This is a genomic window from Chryseobacterium aurantiacum (genome assembly GCF_003020585.1).
GTDB classification, from domain to species: domain Bacteria; phylum Bacteroidota; class Bacteroidia; order Flavobacteriales; family Weeksellaceae; genus Chryseobacterium; species Chryseobacterium aurantiacum.
On sequence record NZ_PXUE01000001.1, the window covers coordinates 529,093 to 542,972 of the forward strand.

At 35.1% G+C, this 13,880-nt stretch carries 14 protein-coding genes and 1 tRNA gene; 11 read left to right on the plus strand and 4 right to left on the minus strand.

What is annotated here, in order from left to right; genetic code table 11:
* Positions 1-143: 143 nt before the first annotated feature.
* A tRNA-Gln gene (locus C7D53_RS02330) sits at positions 144-214 on the minus strand.
* Between the two features lie 256 nt (positions 215-470).
* Between C7D53_RS02330 and der the strand changes: the two genes are divergently transcribed.
* Both der and upp read left to right on the plus strand, forming a co-directional pair.
* Positions 471-1,781 carry a ribosome biogenesis GTPase Der gene (gene der, locus C7D53_RS02335; protein ID WP_106914789.1) on the plus strand — a complete coding sequence of 437 codons (1,311 nt, stop codon included), beginning with the start codon at positions 471-473 and terminating at the stop codon, positions 1,779-1,781.
* Positions 1,782-1,935: 154 nt separating this feature from the next.
* Positions 1,936-2,586 carry a uracil phosphoribosyltransferase gene (upp, locus tag C7D53_RS02340; protein ID WP_106914790.1) on the plus strand — a complete coding sequence of 217 codons (651 nt, stop codon included), beginning with the start codon at positions 1,936-1,938 and terminating at the stop codon, positions 2,584-2,586.
* A gap of 4 nt (positions 2,587-2,590) precedes the next feature.
* Here upp and C7D53_RS02345 read toward each other — a convergent pair whose 3' ends face one another.
* The 3 genes from C7D53_RS02345 to C7D53_RS02355 all read right to left on the minus strand — a co-directional run bounded on the left by C7D53_RS02345 (position 2,591) and on the right by C7D53_RS02355 (position 5,612).
* Positions 2,591-3,277, minus strand: a complete 687-nt coding sequence (locus C7D53_RS02345) for an alpha/beta fold hydrolase (protein WP_106914791.1) — start codon at positions 3,275-3,277, stop codon at positions 2,591-2,593.
* 111 nt (positions 3,278-3,388) lie between these two features.
* The gene (locus C7D53_RS02350; protein ID WP_106914792.1) at positions 3,389-4,042 is read right to left on the minus strand and encodes a ComF family protein; all 654 of its coding nucleotides are present in this window, start codon (positions 4,040-4,042) and stop codon (positions 3,389-3,391) included.
* A gap of 97 nt (positions 4,043-4,139) precedes the next feature.
* Complete coding sequence (locus C7D53_RS02355) at positions 4,140-5,612, minus strand: helix-turn-helix domain-containing protein (RefSeq protein ID WP_106914793.1); 1,473 nt, start codon at positions 5,610-5,612, stop codon at positions 4,140-4,142.
* 126 nt (positions 5,613-5,738) lie between these two features.
* Between C7D53_RS02355 and aceB the strand changes: the two genes are divergently transcribed.
* The 9 genes from aceB to C7D53_RS02400 all read left to right on the plus strand — a co-directional run bounded on the left by aceB (position 5,739) and on the right by C7D53_RS02400 (position 13,711).
* Positions 5,739-7,313 (plus strand): malate synthase A, encoded by a 1,575-nt coding sequence (gene aceB / locus C7D53_RS02360; RefSeq protein ID WP_106914794.1) that lies wholly within the window; start codon positions 5,739-5,741, stop codon positions 7,311-7,313.
* Between the two features lie 60 nt (positions 7,314-7,373).
* On the plus strand, positions 7,374-8,654 hold the full coding sequence (gene aceA, locus C7D53_RS02365; RefSeq protein WP_106914795.1) for an isocitrate lyase: 1,281 nt from the start codon (positions 7,374-7,376) through the stop codon (positions 8,652-8,654).
* A gap of 188 nt (positions 8,655-8,842) precedes the next feature.
* The gene (locus C7D53_RS02370) at positions 8,843-9,415 is read left to right on the plus strand and encodes an OmpH family outer membrane protein (RefSeq protein WP_106914796.1); all 573 of its coding nucleotides are present in this window, start codon (positions 8,843-8,845) and stop codon (positions 9,413-9,415) included.
* A 112-nt stretch (positions 9,416-9,527) separates the two neighbouring features.
* The gene (locus tag C7D53_RS02375; RefSeq protein WP_106914797.1) at positions 9,528-9,923 is read left to right on the plus strand and encodes an acyl-CoA thioesterase; all 396 of its coding nucleotides are present in this window, start codon (positions 9,528-9,530) and stop codon (positions 9,921-9,923) included.
* Positions 9,924-9,955: 32 nt separating this feature from the next.
* The gene (locus tag C7D53_RS02380) at positions 9,956-10,480 is read left to right on the plus strand and encodes a hypothetical protein (protein WP_106914798.1); all 525 of its coding nucleotides are present in this window, start codon (positions 9,956-9,958) and stop codon (positions 10,478-10,480) included.
* Between the two features lie 38 nt (positions 10,481-10,518).
* Entirely contained in the window at positions 10,519-10,899 is a 381-nt protein-coding gene (locus C7D53_RS02385; RefSeq protein WP_106914799.1) for a hypothetical protein, read from the plus strand.
* 55 nt (positions 10,900-10,954) lie between these two features.
* Positions 10,955-12,397 (plus strand): serine hydrolase, encoded by a 1,443-nt coding sequence (locus C7D53_RS02390; RefSeq protein WP_106914800.1) that lies wholly within the window; start codon positions 10,955-10,957, stop codon positions 12,395-12,397.
* Positions 12,398-12,469: 72 nt separating this feature from the next.
* Positions 12,470-12,916: a 6-pyruvoyl trahydropterin synthase family protein gene (locus C7D53_RS02395; protein ID WP_076352703.1), complete on the plus strand. Its 447-nt coding sequence runs from the start codon at positions 12,470-12,472 to the stop codon at positions 12,914-12,916.
* Positions 12,917-12,940: 24 nt separating this feature from the next.
* On the plus strand, positions 12,941-13,711 hold the full coding sequence (locus C7D53_RS02400; protein ID WP_106914801.1) for a UDP-2,3-diacylglucosamine diphosphatase: 771 nt from the start codon (positions 12,941-12,943) through the stop codon (positions 13,709-13,711).
* Positions 13,712-13,880: the final 169 nt, after the last annotated feature.

The window sequence follows — 13,880 nt, forward strand, 5'->3', positions numbered from 1 at the left end:
GTAAGAGGCGTTAGACCCTAGAGGAATTGAAAAATCTTTATTGATGTAGAGGGTGTGAAACGATTGAAATACTATCAATACTAAAATTTAAAAATAAATTTATTGACTAAAAAACAAAAACCATCCTAAAAAAGGATGGTTTGTAGACCCACAGGGATTCGAACCCCGACTGACGGTACCAAAAACCGGAGTGCTACCGTTACACTATAGGTCTGTTTTGATGCTGCGAAATTATATAATTTATTTTAAATATGAAAATCAAAATTAAATATTTATTAACATAATAGGGGCTTGGGTGGCCTTACTTTCTGATATCCAAAGAATTATTTTTCATAAAAAATTCCAAAACCGCTACATTTTTATTACTAAATAATAAAATCTTATCTTTGCAAAAAATTGGGCTCCAAAAGTTGGAGTAACCCATTAATAACTTATCCTGGGCATAGCAACAGGATTATTAAACATTTTTTATGTCAAATATTGTCGCAATCGTTGGACGTCCCAACGTAGGGAAATCCACGCTTTTTAACCGTTTATTAGAAAGAAGAGAGGCTATTGTAGATTCTACAGCCGGTGTTACCAGAGACCGTCATTACGGGAAATCTGACTGGAATGGAGTAGACTTTACTGTAATTGATACAGGAGGTTATGATGTAGGTACAGATGATATCTTTGAAGAAGAGATCCGTAAGCAGGTACAATTAGCAGTAGATGAGGCTACTTCAATCATCTTTATGATGAACGTAGAAGAGGGGCTTACAGATACGGACTACGAAATCTACAGATTACTAAGAAGATCCAACAAACCTATTTACATTGTAATTAATAAAGTGGATTCTTCTAAAGAAGAGCTTCCGGCAACGGAATTCTATCAGCTAGGAATTGATAAATACTACACTCTTTCATCAGCGACAGGTTCAGGAACAGGAGATTTGTTGGATGATATTGTAAGAGACTTTCCAACAACAGAATATAAGGATCCATTTGAAGGATTACCTAAAATTACCATTGCAGGTCGTCCAAACGTAGGGAAATCTACAATGACGAATGCTCTACTTGATGTTGAAAGAAATATTGTAACAGATATTGCAGGAACTACAAGAGATAGTATCCAAACTTTATATAACAAATTCGGACATGAGTTTGTATTGGTAGATACTGCGGGGATGAGAAGAAAATCTAAAGTAAATGAAGATTTAGAATTCTATTCCGTAATGAGATCTATCCGTTCTATTGAATATTCTGATGTAGTGATCATCATGGTAGATGCTACGCAAGGATGGGAATCTCAGGATATGAACATTTTTGGACTGGCACAAAAGAATAGAAAAGGAATTGTAATTCTTGTCAACAAATGGGATTTGATTGAAGACAAGCAAACAAATACAATCCGTGACTTCGAAAAATCAATTAAAGACAAAATCGGTCAGTTCCAGGATATTCCAATTCTATTTGTCTCTGCTTTAACTAAGCAAAGAATCCTGAAGGCCGTAGAAGTAGCAATGGAGGTTTATGAAGACCGTAAAAAGAAGATCAAAACTTCAAAATTAAACGAAGTAATGCTTCCTATTTTCGAAAATACGCCGCCGCCTGCACTTAAAGGAAAATATATTAAGATCAAATATTGTGTTCAGCTTCCTACACCATCACCACAGTTTGTATTCTTCTGCAACCTGCCGCAGTATGTGAAGGAACCATATAAAAGATTTACTGAAAATCAATTAAGAAAAGAATTCGGGTTTACCGGAGTTCCTATCGAAGTGTATTTCAGACAAAAATAAAATGACTTTTTAATAAAAATCTGGTGAGGAATTCCTTGCCAGATTTTTTATAGATATACCTTAATGCGCTGGTATCAATCTGCAAATTCGTTTTTTAGTTGTAATTTTGCAGGAATTAATGTTAACCCACTATAATTAAAACCCTAAGATCTTCATGCTTACTATTTTATCACAAAACTTTTCCCTTGTCAATGAATGGATTAACGAACTTCGAAACGTTAATGTTCAGCATGACCGAATGAGATTCCGAAGAAATATGGAAAGAATCGGAGAAATTGCAGCTTTTGAAATAAGCAAAGGATTAGAGATAAGAGAAGTTGAAATACAAACTCCCTTAGATACTATAAAAAGTACAGAAATTGCTGTTCAGCCGGTTATTACAACTATTTTAAGAGCCGGAGTTCCATTGTTTGAAGGAATTTTAAACTATTTGGACAGAGCAGATTGTGGTTTCGTGGCTGCCTATAGAAAGCACGATGCCAATGATTATTTCTCCATCAAACAGGATTATCTGACTTGTCCAAGCATTGAAGGAAGACCTTTGATTGTTGCAGATCCAATGTTAGCAACTGGAGCTTCATTAATTGAGGCAATTAAAGACTTATTAACAAACGGAACCCCAACCCAGCTTCACATTGTGGCAGCCATTGCTTCAAGGCAAGGAGTTGAAACAGTTCAAAATGCTTATCCTGATGCTCACATATGGGTAGGAGCTATTGATGAGCAGCTAACATCGAAAGGGTATATTACACCAGGATTGGGAGATGCCGGAGATTTAAGCTACGGAGAAAAACTTCAACGATAACAGTTTAAGAAAGATTCCAGAAATCTTTTACTAAATTCAATAATAAATTAGGTCGTACTTTTTCCATGGGATGTTTTGTATCCGGGAGTACGGCCAATTTTGCATTTGGAAGGCTTTTATAAACTTCAGTACTTTCCTCAATACTTACCATATTGTCTTTGTCTCCCACCATGATTTGAACAGGAATAGTAATGATTGAAAGGTTTTTATTTAATGGTGGATTTTTCCCTAGATTAATCATCAAATCAGCAATAGCAGGAAGAAGTTGTTTCCATTTTGTACCATGCTGAATTTCTAAAAGTTGAGCATATTGTGGTATTTTCTCCAAAATAATATCAGGATTCAGCATTTTACTTTCCTTTAAAGCCTGATCCTCATTCCAGTCAAATTTTGTTCCCAGAGTTATAATGGAATTTACATTTTCAGGATTGTTCATGGCATAGCAGAGCGCTACATATCCACCCATGCTGTGTCCCAGCATAAATACATCTTTCAGATTATTGTCTTTACAATATTTCGTTAGCTCTAGTGTATATTTTTCTATACTGATCCCTCCCGTCGGAAGTTCAAGATTTCCATGTCCTGAAAATAATGGAGTATGAATAGTAAAATAGGCAGATAAGCTCTCCAGATAAGGCTTGAAGATATCACTATGGCCTAAAGCTCCGTGTAATAAGATCAGATGAGGCATGATGGTTTAGTTTTCCTGAAAATTAAGCAAAAGAATCGGGAGGTGAAAATGAATTTTAAAGTAATGATGTGAAATAGTTTGAATATAGAAATCCTTGAACATTTTAAAAATTCAGACATCCACGGCCATCACTAAAATACTCACCTTATTATTTCCTGCATTTAGAATTTCCCAAGCAATGGAGGAAACAGTATTTCCAGTGGTAAAAACATCGTCAATCAAAAGAATGTGCTTTCCGGTAATGGGTTGGGTGACGGAAAACGGGTTAGCCGTTTCTAAACGGTGCTGTTTATCCTTTAACGCCTGAGCTTTAGAATAATGATTTCTTTTAATCAATTGATGATCAAATGGAATTTTATAAAACTTTGAAAGACTTTCTGTAAATAGATGAAGCTGATTATATCCTCTTTCCTTCAATTTTTTAGGATGAAGAGGTACGCTTGCCATAAGATCAGGATGCTGATTTTTAAAATCAAGATGGGTAGTTGTCCATTCCGCTAAGATTTTCCCCGTTATTTCCCTGCCTCTATATTTCAGTTCATGAATAATTTTTCGGCTTAGGCTTTCTTCCTCAAACTTGATTAATGCAAAGGTATTTTCAACAGGGAAAAGAAGACTGCATTTTTCCTTGATAGGATTACTCTCAAAATAATCATAATGAGTAAAATGAATTTGGCTGAAACAAAGATCACAAACCAAAAAATCAGGCCCAATGATTCTATTGCAATGAATGCATCGGTTAGGGAAAAGTAAGTCAAGTATCATCAATGTGTTTTTACTAAGATAAGAAAAAGTTTTAGCTTAATAATCAATACCATAAACACAAAATTCTTTCGATACTCTCTTGTTCAACACCCCAATACTAAAATTCTTTTCTAATTCTTTCGATTGAATTCTTCATACTAAGATTAAAATGTTCCTTTTCCAGTCGTACAGGAGGAGCCTGCCTTATCTCACAATCCGCAATACTACAGGATTCACAGGTAACCCCAACATTGATGGTTTTTAGCGAAGGAGACTTGATGAAGCCAATCTTTTTAATCGTTTGGGTATTTAAAAGAATTCCCAAGCAGTAGCTTCTGTTACTGCCATCAGAAAAAGGATTTTTCTGAGAAGTGGAAATAACCAGATAACTTATTCCCTGATCTTTGTAATGAGAGATTTGAGCATCTGTCAGCGTTTCATTTTCCGTTAAATGGTGAAGGTTTTTTACAGCAATCCATCTCTGGCAGTAATGCTCATTAGTAGCATTGGCATGAGGAGCCTGCTGGTGGTTGAGATGAAGTTCCTTTAAAATCTGAATCTTATCAGAGTCTTTCTTTTTGACAAGACATAAATAAAACAAATCCTTAATTCCCATTTCCGCAGAAAGAATATTGGTCAGGCGATAATAAAACGTCTCAGGAGAATGGGTGAAGCTACTGATAAGTTCCTCAAAGCTCTTCGGTTCCCAAATATTTTGCTGGAAAAACTCAGAAGCCTTTTCAATGGCAGATTCCTTTGATATTAATAATGCTCCTGCAAAATAAGATGCATAAAAATTATTCAAAATCTCTTCAAAACTTCCAAAATCAAGCCATGAATAGGTAGTAGGACGAACTTTCAGCTCTAAGACATTGAACCCTATTTCTTTTGCCAGAATAAAGGTTTTTTGATCTTTCTCAAGCTTTTTATTTAGAAGAAGCAATTTCTTTTCGGGAATAAAAAGAGACCGCAGATTGTCCAGCGTACCATATTTTGCAAAATCTTCAGATTGGATCGTATAGCTAAATTTTTCCGTAAGAATATTTTCCAGAATGTCAGACTTCAGGTTTTTATCAATCTGTAAATGATTCTCCTCAGTAAACAAATTTACCTTACTTTCAATTTCCGGAAAATAATTATCATACAATTCCTGAAATGATCTTAAAACAGCAAAGTAAAAACGCTCTTTTCCAAGATTGTAGTTTTGTGATATTTCTATTAATGCATTAATGAATGCAGTTACCTTTTTAGGAGCGTCACTAATGATACTGATAAGATTATTTTTATTAATCCCAAACAATTCCAAAGGAACTTCCTTAAAAAAATCCGATTGAAGAATTTCATTAAAAGGAGCAAGGCTTTTATCCAGTTTCGTAGAAACCAGGTCATCAAAAGTACAATTCAGGGCATCAGAAAGCTGAATGATCTTGTCATGCTTAGGATATTTCTTCCCATTTTCAATTTCATTAAGGTAAGATTTTGATAATCCGGTTTTTACAGCAAGGTCCTGTAGAGACCAATTTTTCTTTTGTCTCTGCTGTTTCAGTTTCAGCCCGAAAACTGTCTTGATAAAGTCGCTTTCTGAATTCATTACTCAAATATAAATATTTAGATGCGATTATTCGCATAATAATTTTTAAATAAATTTAGCGAACGTTCGCTATTTGTGAAAATTTTTATTTATGTTTGTAACATCAAATCACAAAATCAATTAGTTATGGAAACCAAGACTCAACTAAAAATAACGGCTCAGACACAGTTTGAAGAAATTTTTACTCCGGATTTAATCGATTTTCTGATTGCTCTTCACCAGAACTTTAATCCTAAAAGACTAGAACTTTTAAAAGAAAGAAAAAAAACTCAGCAGGAATTCGATCAGGGAGTGCTTCCAGAGTTTTTAAAGGAAACTGAAGAAATCAGAAATGGGAACTGGGTTTGTGCCCCGTTACCGGAAGACTTATTAGACAGGAGAGTGGAGATTACCGGACCTGTTGACCGCAAAATGATTATCAATGCCTTGAATTCCGGAGCGTTAACATTTATGGCGGATTTTGAAGACAGCACCTCGCCAACATGGGAAAACTGCATGGAGGGACAGATTAATCTTTCTGATGCTGTAAACAGAACCATTGATTTTGTAAACGAAAAAGGAAAAAGCTATCAGCTTCATGAAAAAACGGCTGTTTTATTGGTTCGGCCAAGAGGATTGCATCTTCCGGAAAAGCATATTAAAATAAATGAAGAAGAGACCTCAGGATCATTGGTGGATTTTGGAATCTACTTTTTCAGAAATGTAAAAAATCTTTTAAAAAGAGAAAGTGGCCCCTACTTTTATCTTCCCAAGTTAGAACATTACAAAGAAGCACGATGGTGGAATGAAGTCTTTGTTTTTGCACAAAATTATCTGGAAATTCCACAGGGAACTATTAAGGCAACAGTTTTAATAGAAACCATTACTGCTTCATTTCAGATTGATGAAATCTTATACGAATTAAAAGAACATAGTGCAGGATTAAACTGCGGAAGATGGGATTATATTTTTTCATACATCAAAAAATTTAGAAACCTGCCTGAGTTTATTGTTCCGGACAGAGATCAGGTAACAATGACTTCTCCCTTTATGAGCGCTTATTCAAAAAGAGTCATTGAAGGTTGTCATAAAAGAAACGTTCATGCAATGGGCGGAATGGCTGCACAAATACCTGTAAAAGATAATGATGAAGCCAATAATATTGCCTTTGAAAAAGTAAAAAGCGATAAGGAACGGGAGGTAAAAAATGGACACGACGGAACCTGGGTGGCACACCCTGCATTGGTTTCTGTAGCGATGGAAATTTTTAACCAGTATATGCCATCAAAAAATCAAATTGATAAAAAGTTTGAATACCATATAAAAGAAAGTGATCTGCTGGAAATTCCTAAAGGTGAAATTACAGAAAAGGGTGTCCGAAAAAACATCAACGTCGGAATTCTTTACATTGAAAGCTGGCTGATGGGAACAGGAGCTGCGGCCATTTATAACTTGATGGAAGATGCAGCAACCGCAGAGATTTCCAGAACACAGATCTGGCAATGGCTGAAAAATGAAGCCGTATTGATTGATGACAGAACATTAACCCGAAATATGATCCTGCAATGGGAAACCGAAGAAATGGATAATATTGAAAAGTATGTGGGAGAAACCCTTTTCAAAAACGGAAAATTCAATCTTGCTAAAGAACTTTTTAATGAATTGATTTTCTCAGAAAAATTTGAAGAATTTTTAACCCTAAAGGCCTATCCTTTTATTTAAATTGAAAGTAAAACACTTAGAATTTTAAACCAAACCTTAATCTAACAAAATCCAAATATTATGAAAACAAAACAAGAACAAACCCAGGCTCTAGAGCAAGATTGGCTGACCAACCCACGTTGGAACGGAGTAAAAAGACCCTATACAGCTGAAGAAGTTTTAAAACTTCGCGGTTCTTACAAAATTGATTATACCATTGCTACAGAAATGGCTAAAAAACTCTGGGATAAATTAAATACCCAGGATTATGTAGCAGGACTTGGTGCATTAACAGGTAACCAGGCCGTACAGGAAGTTGATGCAGGATTGGAAGCAATCTACCTTTCCGGATGGCAGGTGGCAGCGGATGCCAATCTATCAGGAGAAATGTATCCTGACCAGTCATTGTATCCGGCGAATTCAGTGCCGTCTGTAGTAAAAAAAATAAATAATGCCTTATTGAGAGCAGATCAGGTTCAGTCAGTAAGTGGTGCCGGAGATAGAGAATATCTTGTGCCAATTGTTGCGGATGCTGAAGCTGGTTTTGGAGGTAACCTGAATGCTTTTGAACTGATGAAGCAGATGATTGAGGCTGGAGCTGCCGGTGTACACTTTGAAGATCAGCTTTCTTCTGCAAAAAAATGCGGACACTTAGGTGGGAAAGTACTGGTTCCTACTCAGGAAGCCATCAATAAATTAATAGCAGCACGTCTGGCGGCAGATGTATTAGGGGTTCCAAGTCTTATTATTGCCAGAACCGATGCTGATGCTGCGGATTTATTGACTTCAGACATTGATGATAGAGACAAGAAGTTTGTGACAGGAGAGAGAACCTCTGAAGGATTTTATGTAGTAAGAAACGGAGTAGATCAGGGGATAGACAGAGGATTATCCTATGCGCCCTATGCAGATCTGATCTGGATGGAAACCTCTAATCCGGATTTGGAACAGGCAAGAAAATTTGCGGAAGGAATTCATGCAAAATTTCCAGGAAAAATGCTTGCATATAACTGTTCTCCATCTTTTAACTGGGCAGCAAGGCTAAGTGTGGAAGAGATGTCTACTTTCCGTGAAGAGCTGGCAAAAATGGGGTATAAATTCCAGTTTATTACATTGGCGGGATTCCATGCCTTGAATACGGCTATGTTTGAGCTGGCTTTAGCCTACAAAGAAAGAGGAATGGCAGGATATTCAGAATTACAGGAACGTGAATTTGCCCTACAGCAAAAAGGATTCCGTGCAGTGAAGCATCAGTCTTTTGTAGGAACCGGATATTTTGATGAGGTACAAAATGTTGTTACCAACGGTTCTTCTGCTACAGTAGCCATGAAGGATTCTACGGAAACAGCACAGTTTCATTAATAATTAGTATTTCGCATCATATTTTTCAAATCCCTTTTCAAAACTGAGAAGGGATTTTTAGTATAATTTCAAAATGTTTTTGGTGCTAATCACTCCTTGATTGTGTGGAAAAAAATAGACCGAAAACAAATGGAAAATTATGTTATATTTGGACTCGAAAAAAATGAATTTTTTGAAATATATATAAAATGAAGTTAATTAAATTATTTTTTATTGCAGCAGGGTTAACATTAACAGCGAATGCTGCCAATGCTCAGCAGAAGATTGGAAACGTGAACACTGATGATATTTTTGCTAATTTGTCCGACGTAAAAACGGTAGGGGCAACTATTGAAGGGTTGACTAAAGCAAAGCAGACTGAAATTGAAAAAATGATCAATGAGTATCAGACTAAACTTAAAGCTGCACAAGATAAAGAGGGTACAATTACAGAAGCCAATAAGGAAGCTGTAACAAAAGAGTTGATGGCTGCTCATACAGAACTACAGGGATTAGCTAAAAAAATAGAAGAATCCAGAGCATTGGCTGCTAAAGAACTTTCTGCTAAACAAAATGAATTGTTTGCTCCAATACAACAAAAAGTAAAGGATGCTATTTCTGCTGTAGCTAAAGAAAGAAATTTGAATTATATATTTGATACTTCATCACAGGATAGTAATAATCTTGTTTATACAGATGGGAGTGAGGATATTACAGCTCAGGTAAAAACTAAACTGGGAGCTTCTGCAACAACTAAGGCTGCTCCAAAGTCTAAAAAATAATCTTATTGTTAGAATAATATAAAACGGAATCGGATTAATATCTGATTCCGTTTTTTTTGTATAAAGCACGTTTTGTTTTTAAATCATAAATTTGAGTAAATATTTCAGAGAGATGAGTTTAATATATGAAAGACAGATACAGGTAACGGAAGAACATATAGACCAGAACAACCATGTCAATAATGTGCAGTATGTACATTGGGTAGAGGAAATAGCAGCTGAGCACTGGGATCTTTTAAAACAAAAGACAGAATATGTAAATGATGTCTGGATGCTTCTGGATCACCATATCCAATATAAAAAGCAAGTATATCTGAATGATGTCATTACAGCAAAAACTTATCCCAAAACTCCTGAAGGTGCCAAACAGCCAAGAAAAGTAGAATTTTATTGCAATGGTGAACTGGTGGTAGATTCAAGTACACTTTGGATTTTGTTTGATACTGAAACAAAGAAAATAAAACGATTAGAAAGAAACTGGCTCGAAAAACTTGGGCTGATCTTATAAATTTTCAAAATCTAAATAACCATGTCCACAAAATGATAAAAATTGAGATTATACCATTAGATGGTATTCACATTGAAAACATCGGAAAACTTCCATTGGGAGAATCCAGGTTCAATATTGAAAAATTATTGGGTCCCCCATCAGATAGCTCCAGTGAGGAGCAATTATTCTACGATGATTATGAATTTAGAATAGATCTTGATGAAAATGAAAATGCTGAATTTATAGAATTTATTTACGGGCCTTTTCCTGAAAGCACAGAGCTTTCAATCTATGGGATTGATCCGTTTCAGATTGGTGCCAATCAGCTTATTGAGATTCTTTCAGAAAAAAATAATGGGGATGTTGATGATTGTGAAGCGGAATATTGTTATGCTTTTTTAAATAATTCAGTGGGAGTATGGCGTCAGATAACGGAAAAAGATGTAGAAGAAGATATTGCCGACATGAAAGCCAATAACGAATATGATGAAAATAAAAACTGGCTGGAAGAAGATCTGATAAAAGCAAAAAATTTCTGGAGCATCGGAATTGGAGGAAAAGATTACTACAGATAAAATATACTCTGCAAACAATTAGAAACAGAAAATGCAGAATGAAAAATAAATTAAGAAAAATAGTTGTTGATCATCTGGAGTACCTGTATGTGGTCACAGATCAATATCATCAAGGGACAGAAACCAATACTCTGACCGTTAAAATTTTTTTAAACGGAAGCAAGCAAACTCCACTAATTATTGATTTCCTAACTTTTGATGACTATATAATGGGACAGCCTCTAAAATCAGGGATTAGTCTTGCTAATAAGATTACAAATTCAATAGAAGTAGTCAATATGAATGAACCAAAATATATAAGACAACTCATTTTACAAGGGCTAAAAAATGGCTGGACGGGAGAAAATACTATAAAAAAACAAAATGGATTGGACTATTTGAAAGAATGGGGATTTGAAATAGAAAAATTACAACCCTAAAGGTAATAATATAATCTCCAGAATTGTCTTATATAAAGAAATCAACGATACAAAAATGAAACAAATTATCTTAACCGGATTATTACTTAATCTTTCTTTTTTCTGCTATGCCCAAAAAACAATCCCATCAAAAGCTGTCGATAGCTATGTGAAAAATGTTATTCAAATCAATGAAATCCCAGGAATGTCTGTGGGAATTGTGAAAAATAACAAAATAGTTTTCCAAAAATATTACGGAGCAGAAACCCTGGAAAGTGATAAAAAAGTAGATTCCAATTCAAAGTTTAGGATTTATTCCAATACAAAGTTAATGTCAAATATTGGCCTTTTTAAACTTATTGAAGAAGGAAAACTGTCCGTGGAAGATAAAGTTTCAAAGTATGTGGACAACTTACCCAAGGAATGGCAAAATGTTCAGGTGAAGAATCTTCTTTCGCATTCTTCAGGTCTTCCAAACTGGGTTGATTTTAAAGATATTTCGGTAAATGCAAGCAATGCCGAAGTCATTGACCGGTTAGGAAAGGAAAAAATGGAATTTGAAACCGGAGATCATTATAGGTATAACCAAACCAATTACCTGCTGATTACGATGATCATTGAAAAAATAACAGGAAAAACCTATGAAAACTTTATTATAGAAAATCAATTTCCGGATTCCAGAGATCAGATCGTATTTTCTTCCAATTCTGTAGAAAAAATACCTAACAGGGTAGGGAAGTATAATTACAATTCTACAACAAAACAATACGAAAAATTAACTGCCATTGAAGGCGTGAGAGCCCATTCTTCAAATGGACTGGCCATTACACTTCCTGCTTTTCTACAGTGGAGTATACATTTTAGTAAAAATGATTTTTTGAAGCCGGAAACAAAAAAAAGGATGTGGCAGCCATTTAATTACAAAAATAATGGATTTGAATTCGCGTATGGCTGGGAAATTACAGATTCCAATAATATAAGATCGTATGGTTTTTCCGGTGGAAATGTAAGCGCATACAGTATTTTTCCTGATAATGATATGAGTATTGTTGTCATGTATAATGGGAACAAGGGATTTCCGGTGATGTATCAAATGATTAATCATATTGCCGGAATTATGGACAAAAAACTCATAGATCCATATACATTTACAGAGGAGATTACCATTGCAGAACCTTATGTTCATCCTAATCTGAAAAAAGATGTTTACGGATACAGAATAGAAAAAGACAACGTCATATTTTCTTACCAATACCCTAAAAATCTAAGTTCTGAGCTGGTTAGCAGTATTTCAGTGGCAGGTTCATTTAATGATTGGAAAGCGGATCATAAATCCTATCAATTAATTTCCAAAAACAACCATACTTTTGAATTGGCGATCCCAAAATCAAACTTTGAAAAAGGAAAAACGTATAACTTTAAGTTTGTCATGAACAAAAACGGATGGTTAACAGTTCCTTACAATGCTGCCAACGTAGACGGAACACAAGACAATAATCTAACCCTGAAAATAGATTAAATGCAGATTTGAATATCGCTGTAATAGAAACAGTCTTTTCTGTGTTTAACGGTTTTATCATATCTTTGCAATATGATACGTATAACAAAAATTTTTACATTCGAAACGGCCCACGTACTGTACAACTACGATGGGAAGTGTAAAAATATGCATGGACATTCTTATAAGCTGTTTGTAACGGTGAAAGGAAAGCCGATTAATGATATTGAAAACCCTAAAAACGGGATGGTAGTTGATTTCGGAGATATCAAAAGTATCGTAAAATCTGAAATTGTAGACGTTTGGGATCATGCAGTTCTTTTAAACGCTTTAACTCCCCATAAGGAATTGGGAGATGATCTTGAGCAAAAAGGACATAAAGTAATCTATTGCAGCTTCCAGCCAACCTGTGAAAATATGCTGTATGCTATTGCCGCCAAAGTAAAATCCAGACTTCCTGAGGGAATATCACTGGCTTATCTTAAACTTCATGAGACAGAAAACTCTTATGGAGAATGGTTTGCAGAAGACAATCAATAATTATTACCCCATAAAACGCAGAAGGTGTTAAAAACAACAATTAATTTAGAACCTGGAAAAAAAGTATATTTTGCTTCAGATCAGCATTTTGGAGCTCCTACTCTTCAGGAAAGCAAAGTGCGTGAGGAGAAATTTATACGCTGGATGGATGAAATTAAGGAAGATGCACAGGTTTTATTTTTAATGGGTGACCTTTTTGACTTCTGGCATGAATGGAAACACGTTGTACCAAAAGGATATGTGCGTGTTTTAGGGAAAATTGCTGAACTGAAAGACAGAGGAATTCATATTTATTTCTTTGTAGGAAATCATGACCTGTGGATGAAAGATTATCTGGAAGAAGAAATAGGATGTACGGTTTTCTATCAGAAACAATACTTTGAAATGGGAGGCAAGCAGTTTCTGCTGGCTCATGGTGATGGACTTGGACCTGGAGACAAAGGGTATAAAAGAATGAAGAAACTATTCACCAATCCGGTGGCACAATGGTTTTTCAAATGGATTCATCCGGATATTGCAATGAAAATTGCATTATACCTTTCTCAAAAGAATAAAATGATCTCCGGAGAAGAGGATAAAGCTTTCTTAGGTGAGGACAAAGAGTTCCTGATTATCTATTCCAAAGAAAAACTGAAAACTCAGAAGATTGACTACTTTGTGTATGGGCACAGACATCTTCCAATGGTACTGGATTTGGAACAGAATTCAAAGTATATCAACCTTGGAGACTGGATTTCTTATTTTACCTATGGCGTTTTTGAAAAGGATTTTGAATTAAAGGTCTACGAAAAATAAATCACAAAAAAATTACCCCTAAAAGAGGTAATTTGCGAATGAGTGGGAGACCCATTCTGTTTTTAATCCATATTCCAAATAAATACTTACAAGAAGTTTACCAAAGTATCATTTTAGTATTAAAAAATTATTAAATAAAAATATTGTTTCTCAATAATTGCTTTATTTT

Bases quoted from the DNA above. Each gene is read 5' to 3' on its own strand.
- der (WP_106914789.1), top strand. From the start codon at position 471: ATGTCAAATATTGTCGCAATCGTTGGACGTCCCAACGTAGGGAAATCC.
- upp (WP_106914790.1), top strand. From the start codon at position 1,936: ATGCTTACTATTTTATCACAAAACTTTTCCCTTGTCAATGAATGGATT.
- C7D53_RS02345 (WP_106914791.1), bottom strand. From the start codon at position 3,277: ATGCCTCATCTGATCTTATTACACGGAGCTTTAGGCCATAGTGATATC.
- C7D53_RS02350 (WP_106914792.1), bottom strand. From the start codon at position 4,042: ATGATACTTGACTTACTTTTCCCTAACCGATGCATTCATTGCAATAGA.
- C7D53_RS02355 (WP_106914793.1), bottom strand. From the start codon at position 5,612: ATGAATTCAGAAAGCGACTTTATCAAGACAGTTTTCGGGCTGAAACTG.
- aceB (WP_106914794.1), top strand. From the start codon at position 5,739: ATGGAAACCAAGACTCAACTAAAAATAACGGCTCAGACACAGTTTGAA.
- aceA (WP_106914795.1), top strand. From the start codon at position 7,374: ATGAAAACAAAACAAGAACAAACCCAGGCTCTAGAGCAAGATTGGCTG.
- C7D53_RS02370 (WP_106914796.1), top strand. From the start codon at position 8,843: ATGAAGTTAATTAAATTATTTTTTATTGCAGCAGGGTTAACATTAACA.
- C7D53_RS02375 (WP_106914797.1), top strand. From the start codon at position 9,528: ATGAGTTTAATATATGAAAGACAGATACAGGTAACGGAAGAACATATA.
- C7D53_RS02380 (WP_106914798.1), top strand. From the start codon at position 9,956: ATGATAAAAATTGAGATTATACCATTAGATGGTATTCACATTGAAAAC.
- C7D53_RS02385 (WP_106914799.1), top strand. From the start codon at position 10,519: ATGAAAAATAAATTAAGAAAAATAGTTGTTGATCATCTGGAGTACCTG.
- C7D53_RS02390 (WP_106914800.1), top strand. From the start codon at position 10,955: ATGAAACAAATTATCTTAACCGGATTATTACTTAATCTTTCTTTTTTC.
- C7D53_RS02395 (WP_076352703.1), top strand. From the start codon at position 12,470: ATGATACGTATAACAAAAATTTTTACATTCGAAACGGCCCACGTACTG.